The sequence below is a fragment of the Acinetobacter sp. 243_ASPC genome, assembly GCF_001054715.1.
In the GTDB taxonomy this organism is placed as follows: Bacteria; Pseudomonadota; Gammaproteobacteria; order Pseudomonadales; family Moraxellaceae; genus Acinetobacter; species Acinetobacter soli.
This window is the reverse complement of the sequence record NZ_JVOR01000131.1, coordinates 38,748-60,336: the sequence shown is the minus strand read 5'-3', so window position 1 is coordinate 60,336 and position 21,589 is coordinate 38,748. Positions and strand designations below refer to the sequence as shown.

The following is a 21,589-nucleotide window of genomic DNA, read 5'->3' as shown; positions in this document are numbered from 1 at the left end:
CATAAAAAATGGTTAACTTTTTTTTGGATGGTAAATGTAATGTTCAAAAATAAAAAAAGACGAGGAATAATTGAATGTCGTATTTGAACAATATGTACAAGAAATGTTTGCTTGGTACTGCGGTTCTTGTTTTGGCTGGAAGTGTATTCGCTGAGCCTAAAACGACAAAAGAGCCCGTTTCAGTAGAACTCAAAACTTTCCTGATCAGTGCAGGCACTGATGGGAAACCAACTTCAAAGCTGGTGACCAAGGTAAAACCCAATGATGTGATTGAGTATCGGGCAACCTATACCAATAACACCACTGGAAAAATCAAGAATCTGGCTGCGACTTTACCGATACCTGTAGAAACACAATTTTTGGCAAAGTCTCAGCCAGAAAATGCTGAAGCAAGTACTGATGGTACACATTTTGCCCCAATGCCTTTAAAACGCAAAGAGAGTAATCAAATGGTGAATGTACCACTGAAAGATTATCGTGCATTGCGTTGGACCATTGAGGAACTTCCTGCTGGAAAGTCTGTGACGGTTTCTGCTCAAACACGTGTAAATAGTGAAAAAACTAACTAATTGGCATTTTACATATAAGGGGTAAAATAATGTCAAACCGTCTACAACTCACACAGCTAGCGGCTTCTATTGCTTTGGTTGCAGGTAGCGCAGCTTTCATTTCATCTGCACATGCCGCTGCACCAGCCGCTGGTACAAATATCAGTAACATTGCATCTGCAAGCTATACTGATAGCACAGGAAACACTAAAACTGTATCTTCAAATATTGTGACCACCACAGTATTGCCAGTTGCAAGTTTCACGTTGATTGCTGACCGAACAGCAAATGCCAATGCCAACAACCAGGTTTCTTTATCACACACCTTAACCAACACGGGTAACGGTAGTGATACGTTCACGGTAAATGTGGCGGATGTTACCTCTGGTGACCAATATGACTTCAGTAATTTAAAAGTTTATCTTGATGCCAATAAGGATGGTGTTCCTGATAGCCAGACTCCTGTAACAAGTGTTACCTTGGCAGCAGGTGAGTCGGTGAACTTAATTGTTCAGGCAACCACTCCAACAACTGGTGCAGGTGGTGCTGCACTTTCTGCTGGTGATTTGGGTAAATTAACCATCACTGCACAAAGTACTTTAGACAATACACTCACAGCAACAAATACAGACACCGTTAAAATTACCAACGGTGCAGTGATTAGTGTGATTAAATCTGCCAGCGTAACGGCGATTGATGCGACCCAAGCTAGTCCAACCGCTCGTGAAGTTGAATATAAGTTGGTTTACCAAAACACAGGTAACACAACAGCAACTGATGTTACAGTTACGGACTTGTTACCTGCTGGTTTAACTTATGTTGCTAATTCTGCAAAACTTGCTGGCGTGGCACAAACTGATGGTGTTGATGCTGATGGTTATAAGTTTGTTGAAACCACTTCAGGATCAGGTAAAGGTACTGTAACCTTAACGATTCCAACTCTAGCACCGAACACTACAGGTACATTAACCTTTAAGGTTCGCGTAGATCAAAATACACCAGCAGGCGTGATCAGGAACACTGCATATGTTGACCCAGATGGTCCATCAGGTCCAGAAGGGGATACGCCGTCTAACCCGAATGACGTAAATATCTTAAGCATCAAAAAAGGTACAATCAATGATAACCAAAATGATGCTTACGCAGATGCGGAAAAAACTTCTGCAACCGCAAAAGATAACCAAATTGTCATTGCTTCAATCAAGCAGGGTGAAGTTGCTGAATTTAGCGCCACTGGTCAAGGTGGTGAACCAATCGTTATTCATAACACGGGTAATGTGAGTGAAGAATTTACAGTAAGTGTTGATAAAGGTACGGATGGGGCAGGTGGTTTACCAGCAGGCAGTATTGTTACCTTATATCAAGCTGATGGTGTAACACCATTTATTTCAACAGGCTCTATCCCAAGTGGTGGTACGTATAACCTTGTTGCAAAAGTAACATTACCTGCAAGTTATTCAACATCATCTGCTATTAAAGCCATTTTAACCACAAGTCCTAAGTCTGATGCAACCAAGACAGATAAATTGGACTTGGTAATTAGTCAGGTAACGCCTGCAACAGTTGACTTACATAATGGTGATGCTTCAAATACTACTGGTTCAGTGGCTGGCGCATCTGGTAAAGATACTGGTTTAGATATTGACGTTCGTAGCACTAAACCGAATCAGGCTGTGAATTTCCCACTTCAAATTGATAATTCTGGTGTAACAGGTGATAACTTCAATCTAGGTATTGATCCTGCACACGCATTACCAGCAGGCTGGGATGTCAAATTCTATGTGGCTGATGGTAGTGGCAACCCAACAGGCGCACCATTAACCAATACAGGTAATATTAATGGTGGCAGCAATATTAAACTTGTTGCTGTGGTAACGCCTCCTACCAATGCGCCAGCTGGTGACCAACAAGTTTACTTCAAGGTTTCTTCGCCAGCGACAGGCTTAAGCGATGTGATGGTGGACAAGGTTACAGTTCAGGCAGACCGTAAGTTAAGCCTGCAAAATGACCGTATTGGTCAGGTTGCACCAGGTGGTACCGTTGTTTATAAACATACCTTAACCAATACAGGTAACATTGATGAAGGTGCAACAACAGGTAGCTTGCCATTTACCTTGACCAACGATCAGTCTGGTAATGGATGGGTAACAAGCTTGTTTATCGATGTGAATAACGACGGTAACATTGATGCAGGCGATACCTTGGTTACAGGTAATGATTTAGCAGCGGTAACAGGAGCGATTACACGTAATACCTCCGTGAACTTACTCATCAAGGTTCAGGCACCAAGCAATGCAACCCCTGGAACACCAAGCTCAGTTATCTTCACCATTAATCCAACAAGTGTGGGTGGTGTTGCACATGCAAGTATTTCTAATACTGACTTAACCACAGTGACTGAAGGTCAGGTGCGTCTGGTTAAGGATCAGGCTCTGGTTGATTGTACAACGGGTACAGGTGCAACTTATACACAGAATACTGTTAGTGCAAAACCAGGCGAATGTGTGAAATACCGTATTGTTGCGACCAATGAAGGTAATGCAACCGTAACGAATGTGGTGATTAGCGATAATACGCCGTCATACACTACCTTGAAAGCAATCACAAGTGTGTCTCCACTTGCAACAAGCGCAACATTACAAAACACAGCAAGTTATGTTGATGGCTATACAGGTACTGTTTCAGCAGAACAGTCGCCTTTAGCACCAAATGCAAGTGCGACATTAGAGTTTGTGATTAAAGTGAATCCACTTACACCATAAGCTTTATTCATTCACTTGAAATGAAAACAAATAATTAGAGATGTGAACATTTGCCTAGGCAGGTGTTCATCTCAAATAAATTTTTGAATTTTTTAGACTATTTAGTTGAAGGGTAAGCGCTGTGCTACAACAGAAGCAATCTAACGCATTCCATAACATGACATTCATGTTATCAACGTTGACAGTATCAATATTGTCAGCGCAGTACGGTTATGCAGCGAATATGCCTGAAGTGGGTAGCTCTATCCAAAATATCGCCTATGCAACTTATGTTGCACCCGATGGTAAATCCCAACAATCAGTTTCAAATACCGTAGAAATCAATGTTTCTGCTCTTTACGCAATTGCTTTAACTACTCCACCAGTTCAGGAAATTGAACCAAGTACCCGTGTTATTTGGGCAAATACCTTAGTCAACAATAGTAATGCGCCTGTCAATGTACAACTAGAAGCGTTAACAATAAATGAACTAAGCAACGTTAAAATTTATGTAGATACCAATAAAAACGGTCAATTCGACACCGATGATCAACAACTGACAACCAATGTTGCCTTGGCGGTAGGCCAGAGCGTTCATTTGTGGGTCGTTGCAACAGCAAGTGCCACATTGACTGAAAGTCAGCAGTTAAATTTACCTTTAAAAGCAACACTTGTTGAGGATAATAGTGTAATAGCAACGGCTACAGATAGTGCCATCAGCTATGGACCACAACTGGTTGCAACCAAAGAGGTTGTCCAGAAAACTTTTGAGCCATCAGCCAATGCCAGCTATGACCTTAACTATACTTTGGCCATAACCAATCAAGGTAAAAAAGCGGCAAAACCAGTGGATGTGATGATCGATGGTCAGGCACAGAAAATGGTGCTTTTAGTTGATGATCTGCCTGCCAATACAACATTTAAGTCTGCACAGTTAAAAAATACGCAGGCCAAGGTTTTGTATAAGCAAACAGGCAATAACTATACAACGACCTTGCCAAGTGATTTAAGCAAGGTTGATCAATTGGTGGTTGGCTTTCCACAAATTGAGGCTAATACAACTGAACAAGTCGATCTTACGGTTACAATGAATCGTAATATTGCCAAAACAACGGTTAAAAATACCTATAAAGTTTCGTATGCAACCACAAATAGCCAAAAAGAGGTATTGTCTAATCCTGCTTTCACCGTGGTAGGTGGTCTTGCAGTGATTAATAATAAATCTGGTGATTTCCAAAATGTCTTGACTACAGGCAGTGTGAATAAACCACTTTATCTTGAAGCGCAAAATGCCAGCTGTAATGCAGACCGTTATACTGCCGACAAGGTGAAAATTAAGATTAAATCAGCCAAGACAGGTGATCTTGAAGAAGTCATTGGGGTAGAAACTGGGCCGAATACAGGCGTATTCCATTACACGCTACCAACCGCATTTGCAGATGAAGGTATTGCTTATGATTCATTATTACAAACTGTCAAACGCGATCAAGTACAAGTTAGCCTGACGGACTGTCTGGATGCACAGGGTAATTCAACCCAGACATTTACCAATATTAGTACTCAGGTGCTTATTGACCCATATGGCACAGTGTTTGATGCCAAGACAGGTTTACCTGTGGCGGGAGCAACGGTCACTTTATTAGACCAGAATGGTCAGCCAATTGCGGACAATATTGCATACAAACTTGATGAGCAGACTGGAGAGCTGGTTACAATTCCAGCCAAGCAGATCACCAATAGCGAGGGTAAATTTATTTATCCCCTTGTTAAAGCAGGAACCTACAGTTTTGTTGTGGATACAACCACAATTCCTGGAAATACACGTTATAGCTTTGTCAGTGATAAATCTGTTTATCCAAGTTTCCCTGCGGATAAGGCTGTTGATCTGGAATGGTCTTATGCTGGCAAATTCACCTTAAATAATGGTGATCCAGCACTCAATATTGATATTCCAATTGATCCTGATTTGACTGTACCAACCTCGCCGTTATTTGTACAAAAGGTTGCGACCAATAAAAACTCGGAAATCGGTGAGTTTGAAGAATATACCGTGACGGTTGCCAATCGTGGCACGGTGGATTCCAAAGATGTTTCGATTACTGATACCTTGCCTAGAGGCTTTATCTATGTTCAGGGTTCTATGCGTATCGATGGCACCAAGGTTGCTGACCCATTAGGTGGAAAAGGTCCTTATTTGAAACTTGGTTTAGGTACACTGACTCCAAGTAAGGAAGTTAAGGTTCAGTATCGCGTCTATATTGGTCCAAATGCCTTGAATGGTGATGGCATTAACCGTGTTCGGGCAAAAGATGGTCAGGGAATCGAATCAAACGAAGCATCTGCAAAAGTAGAAGTAACTCCTGGCGCAATGATCTCTGATGGCTTTATTGTTGGTAAGATTTTTACTGACTGTAACCGTAATGGGGTACAGGATGCAGGTGAAGTCGGTGTGCCAGGTGTGCGTATTTACCTTGAAGATGGTAGCTATGTGGTGACTGACAGTGAAGGTAAATATGATTTTTATGGGATCAGTGCCAAAACCCACGTTCTAAAGGTTGACCGTACCAGTTTGCCAGTTGATTCTGAGTTGGTGTTAATTGGCAATCGTCAGGCAGGTGATCCAAATAGCCGTTTTGTGGATTTAAAACGTGGTGAACTACATCGTGCCGATTTTGCAATTGCCAATGGTACAGGACAATGTTCGCAAGCCTTATTGCAACAAATCGCAGAACGTAAAAAACGCATTGAACAGGACAACACCAATTTAGAACAGGTGTTACGTTCAGACCTTACCATTGATCCAGTTTTTTCCAAGATTACCGATGTTAAAGGTCAGCCAGCAAGTGGTTGTATCTCGGCACAGGGAATCAGGGCCAATTGTAACCTTGATTTTTCCAAGGAACAGGCTAAGGAACTGAAAGAGGTTACTTTTGAACCAGAAAAATCTGGCGTTGCTTCTTCAGTTGCCTTGCCACTGACTGAAACATTGGCAGCAACTGAGAGTGTGCCAGCCGAATCCACGCAAGCGGCGAAAATGCTTAGTCTGGAAACAGTGCTGGAAAATGCTGCCAATAATCAGCTCGAAATTATCAACTTAAAAGATGGGCAACTTCTTGGTTATGCCCAAACAGCGGTTCAGGTTAAGGGTGCTGCTGGCACAGAACTACAACTGTGGGTAAATGGCACACAGGTTTCTGAGAAACGCATTGGTAAACGTGCAATATTGCCTGACTTGCAGGTTGCAGGTCTGGATTTTATCGGTGTCGATCTTGCTGTGGGTAAGAACAGTATAGAAGTTCGTCAAGTCGACATGATGGGCAATATTCGCGATACCAAACAGGTTAATGTGGTTGTGCCTGACCAAATGGATAAGCTGTTACTTGAGTCAGCCAAAGTACAACCGCAAGCCAACGGTCGTGATTATTTCAATGTAACCATGAAAATTGTTGACCGTAATGGCACATTGGTTTCTACCAGAACTCCAGTTACGCTCGACAGCTCGATTGGTAAAATTGAGTTGACTGACCTGGACCCGAAACAACCTGGTATTCAGGTGTTTGTTGAGGGCGGTACACTTGTTGTGCCAATAAAGGCGCCAATTGAGGCGGGTGAAGGAACGCTGTCGGTTGAAAGTGGTATTTTTCATAGCAGTACACCAATACGTTTCTTACCTGATTTACGTCCGATCATTGCAGTTGGTTTGGTAGAAGGATCAATTAACTTTAAGAAATTTGACCCGAAACAGTTAAGCAATGTCGGTTCGCAGGATGGGTTTGAGGAAGAACTGCAAGAGATTTCATCATCGGACAATGGCAAAAGCAATGTCACAGGGCGTGCAGCCATGTTCCTGAAAGGGAAAGTCAAGGGTGAATATTTACTGACCCTTGCCTATGATTCTGACAAGGATAAAAACCAGCGCTTGTTCCGTGATATTCGTCCAGATGAATATTATCCAGTTTATGGTGACTCGGCGGCGAAAGGTTTTGATGCACAAACAACCAGTAAGCTCTACGTGCGTGTGGATAAAGGCCGTTCTTATGCCATGTATGGTGATTATGTCACACGTACTGAAAATGATGAGGGCCTGGCTTTAGGTCAATATAGCCGTTCATTAACAGGTGTTCGTGGGGCTGTCGAAACAGATCGCTATAAAGTCACGGCCTTTGCTGCGCAGACCAATACGCAACAGGTGACCAATGAACAGCGTGCTATGGGGATTTCAGGTCCGTATAGCATGGGTAATGTCAATACCGATGATGTGCTTGCCAACAGTGAAAAAGTTGAGGTGGTGACCCGTGACCGCGATAATCCAGGCCTGATCATTTCGCGTAGTACTTTGGCACGTTTTACTGATTATGAAGTGGATACCTTTAGCAACAGCATTTACTTAAAAGATCCTGTACCAAGTGTCGATGCTGACCTGAATCCAGTCTATCTACGTATTACAGTGGAATCTGAGCAGGGTGGGGATGAATACACGGTTGGTGGTGTGTCTGGTTCTGTAAAAGTCACAGATAAAGCCAAAGTAGGTGGTTCTTATGTGAAGAGTAATAATCCACTAACGCAGGACCAGTTGGCCAGTGTCAATACCGTGGTGAAATTTGCCGACAAGGGTAAATTGATTGCTGAGTTTGCCCGTTCTGAAAATATCAATGACGGTTTAAACTCTTTAACACAGATTAACACCACACCAGATGCAACTGGTAAATTATCGGGTAATGCTGCACGAGTTGAATTAAACTATTCTTATAAAGACTTGGAAATGAAAGTTTATCATAACCAAGCTGATAGAGAATTTTATAATACAGCGGCACCAATCACCGCTGGACGTAAGGAAAGTGGTATAAAAGGGCGTGCGCAACTGGGTAAGATCGGTTTGGCAAAACTGGAGGCCATCCGTACTGAAGATTTGCAAAGTGGTGTCAATCAGGGTGTTTCTGCCAGTATTGAACGTGCGATCAGCCGTATTGTGGCAGTTGAGCTGGGCCTGAAATATTATGATGAGTCTGAGAATCCAGCACTGTTGGGGGCTTCACAAACAGCGCCGTATCATGGTTTAACCGCACGTACAAAAATCACCACACAGCTTCCTTGGCAGGGTTCAAATGTTTTTGCTGAATATGAGCAGGATGTTTCCGAAGCTGAGCGTCGTAATTTTGCCTTGGGTGCGAATTACCAGATTAATTCAAAACTACGTGCCTATGGTCGCCATGAGTTGGTGTCCAGTATTCAGGGACTGTATGACCTAAATAACAATCAGCGTCGTAATGTCACAGTGTTTGGTCTGGACAGTAAATATAACAATAACGGTACGGCATTTAGTGAATATCGTGTTCGCGATGGCATCAGTGCGCGCGAAGCTGAAGCTGCAATCGGTTTACGTAACCGTTGGGAACTGGAAAAAGGCTTCTATGCAACCACCAGTTTTGAACAGGTGAAGTCATTGTCAAAAGCAGATACCGATAACCAAAATTCCGATAACACTGCTGCATCTTTAGGTGTGGAATATCTGGCCAATCCAAACTGGAAAGCTGTTGCGAGAATTGAAGCACGTTGGGCTGACCAGTCTGACACCATCCTGAATAATCTGGGGATTGCCTACAAATATTCCAATGACGTGACTTTATTGGCGAAAAATGTAGTTAGCCTGACTGATAGTAAGAATGAAAACAGTGGTGATCGCCTGGTTGATCGTTTCCAGGTGGGGGCTGCCTACCGTGACACTGAGCACAATCGTTTTGATGCGCTGACCAAGGTGGAATACCGCTATGACAGTAACAAGTCAGATTTAAATAATCCATACTTAAAGCATGTCTATATTTTTTCAAATCACTTGAATTATCATCCAAGTCGCGATATTACCCTTTCAGGCCAATATGCAGTTAAAAATGTGGACACAACGTTCTCTGGTTTGGAGTCAAGTGGTATGACACATATGCTCAGTGGTCGGGCAATGTATGACATCAATGAACGTTGGGATGCGGGTATTCATACAGGCGTGTTATGGTCGAACATGAGTTCGGGCCGCCGTGTTTTGGTTGGGGGGGAAGTGGGCTATTTGCTGGCTGCAAACCTCTGGTTATCAGGTGGTTATAACTTCTCTGGCTATAAAGATGATGATCTGGTGGATAGTGACACAACTCTTCAGGGCGCATATGTACGCTTTAGATTCAAGTTTGATGAGAACCTGTTTTCTCGCAACAATTCTACCGTGAACGCTTCAAGAGAACCATAAAGATGAAATATGTCACACCTGCCTTGCGTCAATTTTATCGTGGTGCTGCAACTGTTGTGGTTTGCTGGAGCGTGATGGTTTGGGCAAAAAATCCTGATCATTTGGCTGCACCTGTTATGGCGCAAGATTCTCCAGATACTACAGCCCAGTCAGGTATTTATAATTCAAAAGATCAACAGGTTGCTGCCTTGCAAACACGTCTCGTTCCTTTTTTGAATGAACAGGGAATTGAACGTTATCATGCTGTCAAAGCAGCCGCATGGTTGACTTATGCAGCCCATGAGGGAAGTGAAAAAAGTGCAACGGTTGCGCGAAAGGAGGCCCTTGCCCAGGCGGAAATGATTATAGTGGCATTAGAGCAAGGTCAGGCTAAGCAGTTAAGTTTAACCACACCGATTCTGTCTACCTCAAGTGTAATGCGTCGGGATTTATGGGCAAATACTGAATTATTGAAACAGCATGCAGGTTTTTCCTGTGCCCAGTCTCAGATTGCACAGGCAGAGGTGATGCTGGTCTGGGCAGCCGCTGAACATTGTGAGTTGGGCTGGCGACATTCACGGGAGCTGTTTTTATCAGCACAGCGCTTAATTGATCAGGCAAATAGTCGGGCGTTTAGTTGCAGTGCAGATGTTCCTCAACAGCTTCCGAAAATTAGTTATCCATCTTTACAGGAACTGAATGGCAGTGAGCAGGGATGTCATGGTGTGGTCGGAACATGGCCGATTTGGTCGCCACAACAAAAAACAGTCATCTCTGAAAATAGCCAGGTTGCTGATCAACCTGTGCCGGATGTTGTACATTTTGCTTTGGATCAGGCAGTTTTATCGCAAGATTCCATCAATGTGCTCAATCAGATCGTGAACTTCCTAACAGCACATCCAGCTTACACCTTGACACTGTATGGATTTACCAATCAGCAGGCAAATGAACAATATAATTTAAAATTGTCCTTGCGTCGTGCGCAGGCAGTATCTCAATATCTAACTCAGCAAGGTGTTGCCCTAAATCGTATTGCGACAGAGGCAAAAGGTAAGACCCAGCTGATTAAAAATGAAAACCCGTATCACACAAATGGATAGCCAAATCCTATCCCTATACACCAAAGGCATGACGACACGAGATATTGTTGCCACATTCAAGGAAATGTACGATGCGGACGTCTCCCCAACGCTTGTGTGATTCATAGAGATCGTTTCAATTTAGCGATCTCTAAATCCATCTTGTAATTGGCGTGTTGAATCCGTTCATTGGATGGGTTGTATTGCTTCTGGACCTCATCAGAGAAAGGGGTTTCTTCACATAATTCAAAGTACCTTTCCATCGGTGTTTTACCTTTCAAAGCTGAATGTGGTCTCATCCAGTTATAGTCATGCTGCCATTCGGCTAGCTTGTCTTGGATATCTTCAGAATTAATATCGACAGTAGCGTAGAACTCAGATTTATCAGTCTTTTGAGAACGCTCTACCTTGCCATTCAAATGAGGTGAACCTGGTTTATTTGTAAGCGTCCGCTGAACACACCTTCTGAATTCATCCTATAAGCCTTAATTTAGTCCCCACTTAGAAACAAGTGGGGACTTAAATTTATGACTACAAATAACCAGACATCCATCGCATCTCTTACGAAAAAACGAAGAACATACAGTGCTCAATTTAAACAGCAGATCGTTCAGGCTTGTAAAGCGCCGGACGTTTCAATTGCTTCAGTCGCTTTGCAACATGGATTGAATACAAATCTTGTATCCAAATGGATTCGCTTAATTGATGCTAAGCCAGGGGATGATCGTTCCCCCACTACCGAATAAACCTGCATTTATTGCCTTATCCTGTTCTGGACCATTAGATCCTACTCCTACTGACATATTAACGGTTCAAATTACTTTACCCCACTCAAAAGCAGAAATTGGCTTGAAATAGCAAGTATCAGAAATATCTGCTTTAGCAGAATTACTCAAGGCGCTTGCAACATGATCCGTATTAATGAAATCTGGATATCTACTCAGCCCGGCGGCTGGAACAGGGCAAATTTCACTGGGCTAAAGTTCACCTTGGTGAAACCGTGGCCCTCAGCCGAAATTTAACTATAATGAAAATTTGGCTGAATTATATGAATCACAAACCTTACAAAGATTGGATAATAAGCTAATAATTTTGGTAATATGATCTACAAATTTGATCTCTAAAAATAGTTGAAATGCAGGTGTGGTAATGTCTTTAGTTTATTTCAGTGACAAAATAATTAAAAATATTTTTCACAACCTTGGCATCGACCTGAATCGCAGCGGTTTTCTGAAACACAGGGATGAGTTGAATCTAGGAGTTTTATTGGAATTGATACTGTTTATAAGATCACTAGATAAGATGAAAGGACATTATTTTTTAATCACATGGAATAAGTTCTATTTTCCGGTTTCTGCTTATAAGTTTTATCCTTTTAAATTTCTTAGTAATGATCTTGGTCTGAAGAATACCCGTAGGATGCATATTGATAATGTGGAATATAAAGTCAATTTATTTGAGTCGACATCACGGGTGGAGCTGTATTACGAGGTTCTCGATTTACATATTAAAAATGAGAAGTTAGTGAGGTTGAATGAACAATTACGTCCCACTCTGAATGAAAGAAGCAAGCCTACACAATTTAACGTTTTGCCTGCGAATTTCTTCCCTGATGTGTTTAGTGATATGAGTGTCGAAAATATTGCTTATATGGATGAATTTCTTGAAAAGTTCAGAAACCATGAGGAATTTATAAAGCGAAAAAATGACGAAAATAAAGCTATCAAAAAATTTCACGAATATTGTCATTATTTTAATGATGTAATGAGTCTAAATGCCAAAAGTTTTATTTTTACCCTTGAATTTCTTATACATGGTCTACAGAAATTATACGATCATACCCTCATCAATCTAAAAAAAGACTTTATGAACGCAATCAGGGGCTACAGGCAACTTGCTCAGATTTCAGGGTATATGGGGTTCTGGGATCTGGCAGAAAACAATAAATTGTGCTTCAGGATGATGTTCATTGTGCCTGATATTGGCATTGAAGCAGAAGAATGGATTGAAGATATCAGTTACTATTGGGAAAACATCTATTTTAATAAAATTAGAGAGGAGGAAATATATCAATTTACAGGCACAGATGCGATAAGATTTGAAGCGGTTGAGCTGCCTGTTGCATGGTCACATAAAAAACTTATCTCCCATTTTTTAGCAGTCGGCAAGAATAATCAGAATATGAAAAGGTTGATTTGTGAACATGCTGTTGCTTACATCGTACTATCTGAATTTTTTTACTGCCCATTCGAGCTTCAGCTATACCTGAAATCCATTAAGATGATTTCTGAGGAACAGTCTGAAGTGGATCAAGTGTTACGTCTTGAGGGGAAAAGAATGTACAGGGTGTTCAGAGGAAGCCTGCCAAAAAATAAAAATTAGTGTAACTTTAGCCTAAGCAAAATCCGATAGATTGGCGATTAGCGTTATGTAGATGAACGAACTTATCGAAACTACAGTGTAGAGTGCTTAACAGGTAATATATATTATTAACTATAAGTAATATATAAATAATATATTAAACATAAACAATATCTTATCTAGTTGATTGAGACACTTAGCACAGTATAGCCCATACTCAAATGGGCTATAGACTATGTATCAATAACACAGTATTAAAATATTCAGAACTAACCCTATAGTATGTTCCAAAGTCTATGAGCATATTCAGCTAAGCAGGATGATCACAACATCCTGCTTTAGAATCAAGATCAGTAAAAAAATATATTCCTCACTTACATATGAACCTTATGTTTCAGTGAGAACCTAAATGTACCAGAATATTCAATATGATCAGCTTTACCATGAAGCAGAAGTATTGGCAGCAGTAGACCATTTCATTCAAGAAGTTTGCTTAGGTAGTTATGATTTATATCATCAAAACCTGATGATAGACCTACAAAAATTAGTTCAGTCATTTAAGCCAATCTATAACGCTAATTTTTTCTATTGCAATACAGTGCAGATATTCATTGAGGTGGTGAACATCGTTGATCACACACTCCGTCTAATGCCGCAGGCAGACCATGATTGTATAGTCTGTTTTGATGATATGACAGTCTGGCATATTCTGACTTATATCCAATCATTATCAGGCTGTGTAAAACAGCAACTGATTGATTTTCAACAACGTGAATTAGAGAATCAGCATAGCCTTTTTGATTATACATCCACACTCATTCATCATTATGCGAGAACACTGGTGGTTCGAGTGGATTTATCTATCAAGAAAGAATATCAAGCCTTATACAACATCCAAGTGTTCAATAAAGCGCTAGAAACATTGCTACGGCGTATAGCCGATCAAGATACTTGTTTTAGTGGGTTATATGGTTATGCATGGGCATTAGAGCATGGGGTTAGTAAGGGCTACCATTGCCATCTTTTGCTTATGTACGATGGAAATATGCATCAATGTGGTTTTGAAATGGGGCAGTGGATAGGTGAGTGCTGGAAGCAGATTACACACGGATATGGTTATATTTTTAACTGTAACCATTCCGACTATATGGCGATCTATGAAGCGATGGGGACTTTAGGGATTGGTATGATTCATCGTAACAATGCCAGTGAAGTCTATAACTTTCTTAATTATATTGTCCCTTATTTGGTGAATGGCGAAAAAGAACAGCAGCATCTCCGAGTGAAAGATTCAGCCTATATGCGTAGCTTTGGCAGAGGAGTGGTTGATTCAAAAAATCGAAGAGGTTTATAAATATTGAATTTTCAATAGAGAACACAACTATCAGCAGTGTTCTCTATAGGGTCGGGTTTGAGATTAAAATGATAAATTTACATTGCCCTGATCTGTAATCATTTCAGCTTCAATGACCTGATCACCACGGCATTTCAGTAAATAGGATACCGTAGAACTATAGTTCATTTGCACAGGAATTTTGCTATAGAAATCTCCTGTATAAAAACCACAGCGACCACGGTTAATATTTAATCCCTCTAAAGTGAAGGGTTGTTCAGAAGTGGACTGAATTTCCAAAATATATTCAATTGCACCAGGCACATTAAACGCTGATTGAGATTCCCGACTGGAAATTTGGGCACGAACAGATATCTCTGGTTGCTCCATCTCCATCGGAATATTATTGCTATATTCAGGATTGTTGGGATCAAGATCAGACTCCATCATGGATTTGAGTGCTTCAGGATATTTATCCCAACTCTCAAGAAATGATTGAGCTTGTTTGACCGCAGCAGGGAGATATTCGGTATCATTTTCTACAATCTGAGTTAAAGCTTGTACTTTGGCTTCAACCTCTTCCTTGCTATATGGTGCATATTTAGATTGCTCCTGCTGTGTAGCAGTATTAGATGAGCTGCGTTCAGCTTGATCTGTAGCACTTTGTTGAGCTTGCTGATTGTTTTGGCTACAAGCGAGCAGTAAAGTTGAAAGTGCTACTGTGGAAAGTATTTTTTTCATGATTGCACTCCGTTATAACTTAGGTCGAATAACGACGAACCAAATGAATAATAGGATCAAGATACCACCTACAATTTTACCGATGACTGGAAACATTACCGTAGGCCACACTAAGCCTTGCCCCAAATTGTAAGTAAATGGCTTGTAGTTATACTGCCCCCAAAAGTGTTGATATATGGCAAAGAAAAAACCAATCACCAAGTAGCTACTAATCACCCATGTCTTAATATTTGAATTCATTTACTTTCCCCCAATTGCATATTTTGCCAATGCGATAAATAGTCCCATCACGATCATGAAGCCAATAAATGGCAAACCTAAAAAGCAAATCACTGCAATGATGCAGATGATGCCAGCAAATATTCTCATGGTTATTCCTTCATGCATTGATAGGAAATGTTGACCATATCCATCTGAAAGGATTCAGTTTGCTGCAAGGTGTAGAGGTTTTCTTTAAGCCCATCTTCCCCATATTTATTTTCAAGTTTGTCGTAGATACATGAACAGGTATTGCCATCAATGCCGCCTGTTTTACAACCACTAATAAACTGGCGTTCGGTTTTACTGGCACAACCTGTAATCATCAATGTAAGTGTGATGAGTGCAAGCGAAGTTTGAATTTTCATCATTTCCCCTAATTTTTTATTGAGTTATTTGATGTGTAATAAATTTTACTGAATGGACTAAAGCGTAGATGCAACAAAACCGTCTAAGGCTAGATAGCGTTCAGATCATTCAAATAAGCAAAAATTTATGAATGCTGCTAATGCAACAGAGGAATAGAAAATCGTTTTAGGGAAAATAATAAAGATAGAAAGTGCTGAGTCATGGCGACTACTCCTGTATGTATTAAGAAGCTCTACCAACTTACTGCTAAATAATGGTGGCAGAACGAAAAGGGGTTAGCAGACTGGACATACAGAACCAGCACGCGCGAACGCGTCCCCCTCCCGTTCTGAACTGCACCCCATAAGTTAGACTTTTTAAACTTATGAGGTGTGTCCTATGCCAGTTCCAAAGCATTCAAAAGAGTTAAAATTAAAAGTCATTCAGGCTTATTTAGATGGAAGTAAAGGCTACAAAATCCTTTCACAAGAATTTAATGTAGATCTCCAAACAGTCCGGCTATGGATTGAAAACTATAAGGCACAAGGTGAAGATGGCTTAAATATTAAAACTAAAAAAACCTATTACTCTTCCGAATTTAAAATCAAGGCTGTACAAATGCTTCTTGATAAGGTACCTGTAAGAGAAGTTAGAAGACGGTTAAATCTGAGCGGGACGTCAATTTTAAGAAGATGGCTAGCTCAGTATCATAAAGAAGGGATTGCCGGGTTTAATACCACGAGGATTTATAACAATATGGTTAAACACGATAAAACTAAAATAAACAAACCGGTAAAAGATGACAAAGATAAATCTCAGCAGGAGCTCATTGATGAAGTGACCGCTTTACGTGCGGAGGTTGCCTTTTTAAAAAAGCTAAAAGCCTTAAAACTGAAGCAACGTACTTAAATACACTTTGTACTGCAGACACTGTTCAGGTTATTTCAGAATTAAGGCAAATTTATCCATTAAAACTCTTACTCAGTATTGCAAAGATTGCTCGTAGTACTTATTTCTATCACATGAAAGCTGTACGCTCTAATGACAAATATACTGAGTTAAAACAGCAGATTAAGTCCATATATCACAAGCATAAGGGATGCTATGGCTATCGTAGAATTACTCTTGCCCTGAAAAGTACAGGAATAATAATCAACCATAAATGTGTATATCGCCTTATGAAAACCATGGGAATTAAATCACGTATCAGAGCATTGAAATATCGCTCATATAAAAGTGGTTGTGTCGGGACGGTGGCTGATAACATTATGCAACGGCAATTTAAAGCGAACCATCCCAACCAGAAATGGGCAACTGATGTGACGGAATTTAATGTTAACGGTGAAAAACTTTATTTATCACCAATTATAGATTTGTTTAATGGGGAAATTATTACCTTCCGAATCCAACGTAAACTCAATTATGAGTTAGTGAAAGATATGCTCATTCATGCTTTAGCTAAACTTAAGCGACATGAGAAACCAATTCTCCATTCAGATCAAGGATGGCAATATCAAATGGCTCATTACCAACAGCAATTAAAGCAACATGGTTTAATTCAAAGTATGTCTCGTAAAGGAAATTGCTTAGATAATGCTGTAATAGAAAGCTTCTTTGGAATATTAAAATCGGAATGCTTTCATGGAGAAAAATTTCAATCAATTGATGAATTAGAGAAAACGATACGAGAATACATTCATTATTATAATCATGAGAGAATCAAGGTGAAGCTACAAGGTTTATCCCCTGTACAATATAGAAACCAGTTTATAAAAACTGCTTAACTAACTGTCCAACTTTATGGGGGCAGATCATTCTACCGCAAAGGGGGACGAGAAGGTTGTACGCATAAGGGATACTCAGAAGAATAAACCCTGATGCGCTGTATGAAACGGTCTGCTAAAACCGACTGACGATGTAGGTCAGCAGTCGAATGATAAAATTAAGGGTGAGTTTAGTCAATCGAGGTTATGAAAATATATAAATAAATCAATAATTTTATTATTTTTAATACACTAGTACTTTTTCAATTTTAAGTAATATAATTCTGATGCCTAAAATAGTAAATTATCTGAAAATTCAAAAAATTAGGGGGATATATGAATTTTAAATTACTTAAAGTACGACTAGATAGAATTAAAACTCAAAAACATACACTTACTCCAGAAGATATGTTGATGTTAGTTACTCAAGAAAAAGCTGATCTCAATTCGGGGTTTTTCTCTCGCTTATTTAGTGTGACTATTCCACAAAAATGGGAATTTTCTATCAATTCATCTGAGGAAATTGGCGTTTCTTTAGAATTGGCTGAATTGATTGAAACAGTATTTATCCCTCACTATCAGGGGCATGCAAAAAATTATGCTTGGTTAGAGCAATGTATTTTATTCAAACTCAAGCATCAAGCGTCGATGAATATTTCTGAATTAGTCAGTCGGTATTTATCGAAGATTGAAAAAAGTGAACATTTACAGATTAGTCGAGAGATCTTAAAAATTTTATTTGAGCGTGAGCCTAGCAATGTTGTCATTAAAGCACAGGCGATAGTGTACAAACGTAGTGAAATCTATACTAGCGCTATAGAAAAGTTTGAATACTATTTTGAGCATTGTCCTTATCAAGAAACATTATATTTTGATTATCTTGAATGCTTAATAATGCGGAAGAATGTTATCTATAATCAGGAAAAAGGAGAGTTTGGTGATTTGCAATATGCTATATATTTACTTTGCTCTATAGACGATGCGAAAGATAGAGCTTTACAAGGGAATCTACTCAATCGTGCTATAACAGCTCTTTTACCAGAAGACGTTATTGCAACTCGTCCTGAAGATACTAATTTCTTAGCTGACATGGGACGTGGGCTAAATAGTTTTAGTAAGGGAGTTGGTACATTTTTTGGAGGGCGTGATTCGCAGATTCCATATAGTGAGGGAATTATTGCGAGTGCCCCCAAACTTTTGAAAAATCAAAAAATTGTTGGGTGTCTTAATCAAAATCAAAAAGCACAAAAAGAGCTCGAAAAAATATTATCAGATCAAGGACTAAAGATGGGGGTAGGCTTAATGACATCCACATATTCTTTAGGCTTAATTTGGGACTATGCACATATTGATCCATCTGTATTAGATGCATTGAGCTTTGCATCAAAAGGAAATCCTGAGAACTTTAATACTTTACAAGACATTTCAGCGAACACACTAGATAGTGCAGGAGCAGTGACACGTTTAACTGGTTATGTTGCTGAACAACAGGTTGCACTGAATCTACAACAACAAGGACATACCGTTGAATTCCCCGATAGTGCAAATCAAGCAGGTTATGATTTGATTGTTGATGGTACACCGATGCAAGTTAAGTGCTCAATGGATGCTGATTATGTATTAAGTCATTTTGATAAGTATCCTGATATTCCAGTAATTGTGAACAGTGAACTTGCAGAACAGCTAGGTAATCATCCAATGGTTTTAGTGGATACAGCTTTAAGTTATGAAGCTGTTCAGGAAACCACAGGGGCAGGACTAGAGGGGATTGCAGATTTTGCTGGTGTAGGAGATATGCTACCAATCCCACTATTAACGATTGGCTTAGCGGCATATCGTAATTATGGTGATTTTAATTCTGGTAAAGTGGATGGCGAACAATACTTAAAAAATGTTGGCAAAGAAACTGCTGCCATTGCTGGAGGTGCAATGGCAGGATCAATGCTGCTCGGCACATTAGCAGGTCTTGCTACAGGTGGTGTCGGAGTCATTGTTGTGGGTGGTATTGGTGCATATATGGGAGGTGTTGCTGGTTCTACGGGTGCAAATAGTATGAATCGAGAAGCTTTGTGTAATCAGAGAGATATAGTAGTGAAATTACTCATTGAATTCGCAGCGTGGTTCAATGAAAATTTATTGATCCATCGAACAAATGTGCTATTCAAACAGCTACAAAGTTTTGAAACTCATATGTTGAATAATGCTGATCGTATTATTGTTTTTAGTACTTTATTGATCTATCAACATGAAGCCTATATGCGTGCTTATCATCTGAACCAATGGATCTTACATAAGTTGCAAAAGGGTAATGAAATGGAAAAAGTTCAAGCTGGTTGGGTGGCTATTGGTGAATCAAGTAATTTTATATCAGTTGATCTACAGTCAAAAATTAATGAGATTAATCGTCAATTAGATATTTATAGAGAACTTGCTAAACCCGGTTCAGCACAGCCTAATCTTTCTCATCAGCTTAAACCAGCTTAAGTGTTGGAATAATATCAATAGTTGTATTTAAAAAATTGGAGAGATCATTTACTAATTGAAAAAGTAAATTTTAATTTATTCCAAATAATTTCAGATACATAACATCCTGATGAGAATCATGAAACTCTTTTGAGTCATCCATGAAAATATGAAAACAAAGCCTGCCATTGAGCAGGCTTTTTTGTGCCCAAAATTTAAGGAGTCGAGCCATGAGCTTGAGCTGTCCCTTTTGTCATTCAACGAATGTGATATTGGTTGAAGCAAGTACACAACAATCAAATACAACCTTAACCAATTTGGTCACACCGACCACATTGGGTGCATTGGGAACCACGATCGCAAAGTCTTTCAATCTGCCACCGATTGTCGGTGGAATTGCAGGAACGGTACTCGGCAGTGTTTTGAATACATTCACAGAACCAAGCGTACCGATACACCAGAATTTGTGTTTCTGCCACAACTGTTATCAAAAGTTTCCAAGTCATCTTTTGCACTAAAGATTACTCAGATCTACACAGATTCAAATTTCAGTTTCATTTAAAAGGAATAAAATCATGGCACATCAACTTGAACAAATGGCTTATGTCGGTGATACCCCTTGGCATGGTCTAGGGAATCAACTCACCCAAAACCAACCGATAGAAGTCTGGGCACAGCAGGCAGGTATGGAGTGGCGCATTGAATCATCCAATGTCAGTTATATGGCACAGAATGAGCGAGGGCAAAGCATCATCATGCCCTATGAAGAACAACGAGTTTTATATCGCTCTGATACTCATGCGCCACTATCAGTCGTTAGCCAACGCTTTCAGGAAGTTCAACCGAGAGAGATTTTAGAATTCTATCGTGACTTGACTGAACAATCAGGTTTTGAGCTTGAAACCGCAGGCGTGCTTAAAGGTGGCAAGAAATTCTGGGCATTGGCTCGGACAGGGCAAACATCCATGTTCAAGGGCAAAGATGTCAGTAATGGCTATATACTCTTGGCAACAGCATGTGATGGAACCCTTGCCACCACCGCACAATTTACCTCGATCCGAGTGGTGTGTAACAACACTTTAGCGATTGCCTTAAAAGGACAGAACAGCAGTGCAGGTGTGGTCAAAGTTCCACACAGTACTAAATTTGATGCAGATAAGGTCAAACAGCAACTCGGCATTTCAGTACATGCATGGGATGAACATATGTATGAAATGAAACAACTAACACAGCGTAAGGTTAGTCAGATGGAAGCCTCAGCTTATTTTTATGCTGTATTCAATAACAGCACCATGAACAACGTATTAGATCAGGAGGACAATATCATTCAATTCTACCGTGATGTAGCCTCACAAGCCCAAGCCAATGGCAAGGATAAGGCTGAACCAAATGGCAAAGCGATGAGTCGAGCTATGGAAATGTTTAATGGTCAAGGACGAGGTGCGGAGCTAAGTTCTGCCAAAGGAACAGCCTATGGCTTACTCTGTTCAATCACTGAATTTATAGACCATGAACGACGTGCTATGAGTATCGATCACCGACTTGATTCAGCGTGGTTTGGTGTTGGCGCATCGATCAAGCAACGAGGATTGGAACAGGCACTCAGTATGCTTGCATAGTGCTGAAAACACATTTTTCACTCATGGAAAATTAGACCTATCTACGCATTTTTAAATGAAATATTAAATTTTATAAATTATTAAAACCATAGCTTTGGCTGTGGTTTTTTTATGCCCGAAA

15 protein-coding genes and 3 pseudogenes are annotated in these 21,589 nt (G+C 40.1%); 13 read left to right on the top strand and 5 right to left on the bottom strand.

Annotation, left to right across the window (positions count from 1 at the left end; translation table 11 throughout):
* Window positions 1–74: 74 nt before the first annotated feature.
* From ADA42_RS16760 to ADA42_RS18435, 5 genes and pseudogenes are all read left to right on the top strand, one after another.
* The gene (locus ADA42_RS16760) at window positions 75–569 is read left to right on the top strand and encodes a repeat protein (protein WP_032059496.1); all 495 of its coding nucleotides are present in this window, start codon (window positions 75–77) and stop codon (window positions 567–569) included.
* A gap of 29 nt (window positions 570–598) precedes the next feature.
* A complete protein-coding gene (locus tag ADA42_RS16755) occupies window positions 599–3,310 on the top strand; it encodes a beta strand repeat-containing protein (protein ID WP_048766393.1) in 2,712 nt (903 codons plus the stop codon).
* 121 nt (window positions 3,311–3,431) lie between these two features.
* The gene (locus tag ADA42_RS16750) at window positions 3,432–9,524 is read left to right on the top strand and encodes an SdrD B-like domain-containing protein (RefSeq protein ID WP_039250482.1); all 6,093 of its coding nucleotides are present in this window, start codon (window positions 3,432–3,434) and stop codon (window positions 9,522–9,524) included.
* Window positions 9,525–9,526: 2 nt separating this feature from the next.
* The gene (locus ADA42_RS18930) at window positions 9,527–10,603 is read left to right on the top strand and encodes an OmpA family protein (RefSeq protein WP_017403325.1); all 1,077 of its coding nucleotides are present in this window, start codon (window positions 9,527–9,529) and stop codon (window positions 10,601–10,603) included.
* Window positions 10,572–10,700 (top strand): annotated as a pseudogene (locus ADA42_RS18435) (transposase); the annotation flags it as partial. The gene ADA42_RS18930 and the pseudogene ADA42_RS18435, both read left to right, overlap by 32 nt.
* A 4-nt stretch (window positions 10,701–10,704) precedes the next feature.
* Here the strand turns inward: ADA42_RS18435 and ADA42_RS16740 are convergent.
* Window positions 10,705–11,022, bottom strand: a pseudogene (locus ADA42_RS16740) (integrase core domain-containing protein); the annotation flags it as partial.
* 87 nt (window positions 11,023–11,109) lie between these two features.
* Between ADA42_RS16740 and ADA42_RS18240 the strand changes: the two are divergent.
* The 3 genes and pseudogenes from ADA42_RS18240 to ADA42_RS16730 all read left to right on the top strand — a co-directional run bounded on the left by ADA42_RS18240 (window position 11,110) and on the right by ADA42_RS16730 (window position 14,297).
* Window positions 11,110–11,440, top strand: a pseudogene (locus ADA42_RS18240) (transposase).
* A gap of 291 nt (window positions 11,441–11,731) precedes the next feature.
* Window positions 11,732–12,964, top strand: coding sequence for a hypothetical protein (locus ADA42_RS16735; RefSeq protein WP_004992792.1), 1,233 nt, complete (start codon window positions 11,732–11,734; stop codon window positions 12,962–12,964).
* A 388-nt stretch (window positions 12,965–13,352) separates the two neighbouring features.
* Window positions 13,353–14,297: a YagK/YfjJ domain-containing protein gene (locus ADA42_RS16730; protein ID WP_004992793.1), complete on the top strand. Its 945-nt coding sequence runs from the start codon at window positions 13,353–13,355 to the stop codon at window positions 14,295–14,297.
* A gap of 63 nt (window positions 14,298–14,360) precedes the next feature.
* Here the strand turns inward: ADA42_RS16730 and ADA42_RS16725 are convergent, their stop codons facing one another.
* Genes ADA42_RS16725 through ADA42_RS16715 form a run of 4 tightly spaced genes read right to left on the bottom strand, consistent with a single transcriptional unit; the run spans window position 14,361 to window position 15,643 of the window.
* Window positions 14,361–15,017, bottom strand: a complete 657-nt coding sequence (locus tag ADA42_RS16725) for a hypothetical protein (RefSeq protein ID WP_048766380.1) — start codon at window positions 15,015–15,017, stop codon at window positions 14,361–14,363.
* 12 nt (window positions 15,018–15,029) lie between these two features.
* The gene (locus tag ADA42_RS16720; RefSeq protein WP_048766377.1) at window positions 15,030–15,257 is read right to left on the bottom strand and encodes a hypothetical protein; all 228 of its coding nucleotides are present in this window, start codon (window positions 15,255–15,257) and stop codon (window positions 15,030–15,032) included.
* Entirely contained in the window at window positions 15,258–15,386 is a 129-nt protein-coding gene (locus ADA42_RS18905; protein WP_256121644.1) for a hypothetical protein, read from the bottom strand.
* Window positions 15,387–15,388: 2 nt separating this feature from the next.
* On the bottom strand, window positions 15,389–15,643 hold the full coding sequence (locus ADA42_RS16715; RefSeq protein WP_048766374.1) for a hypothetical protein: 255 nt from the start codon (window positions 15,641–15,643) through the stop codon (window positions 15,389–15,391).
* A 379-nt stretch (window positions 15,644–16,022) separates the two neighbouring features.
* Here ADA42_RS16715 and ADA42_RS16710 point away from each other — a divergent pair, with 379 nt between their 5' ends.
* The 5 genes from ADA42_RS16710 (at window position 16,023) to ADA42_RS16690 (ending at window position 21,468) form a co-directional block, all read left to right on the top strand.
* Window positions 16,023–16,532, top strand: coding sequence for a helix-turn-helix domain-containing protein (locus tag ADA42_RS16710; RefSeq protein ID WP_017898102.1), 510 nt, complete (start codon window positions 16,023–16,025; stop codon window positions 16,530–16,532).
* A 32-nt stretch (window positions 16,533–16,564) separates the two neighbouring features.
* Window positions 16,565–17,407 (top strand): IS3 family transposase, encoded by an 843-nt coding sequence (locus tag ADA42_RS16705; RefSeq protein WP_223673390.1) that lies wholly within the window; start codon window positions 16,565–16,567, stop codon window positions 17,405–17,407.
* Window positions 17,408–17,722: 315 nt separating this feature from the next.
* Window positions 17,723–19,870 (top strand): hypothetical protein, encoded by a 2,148-nt coding sequence (locus ADA42_RS16700; RefSeq protein WP_048766365.1) that lies wholly within the window; start codon window positions 17,723–17,725, stop codon window positions 19,868–19,870.
* Between the two features lie 209 nt (window positions 19,871–20,079).
* Window positions 20,080–20,367, top strand: a complete 288-nt coding sequence (locus ADA42_RS16695) for a hypothetical protein (protein WP_048766362.1) — start codon at window positions 20,080–20,082, stop codon at window positions 20,365–20,367.
* A gap of 57 nt (window positions 20,368–20,424) precedes the next feature.
* Window positions 20,425–21,468 (top strand): DUF932 domain-containing protein, encoded by a 1,044-nt coding sequence (locus tag ADA42_RS16690; protein ID WP_048766361.1) that lies wholly within the window; start codon window positions 20,425–20,427, stop codon window positions 21,466–21,468.
* The last annotated feature ends 121 nt before the right edge of the window (window positions 21,469–21,589 follow it).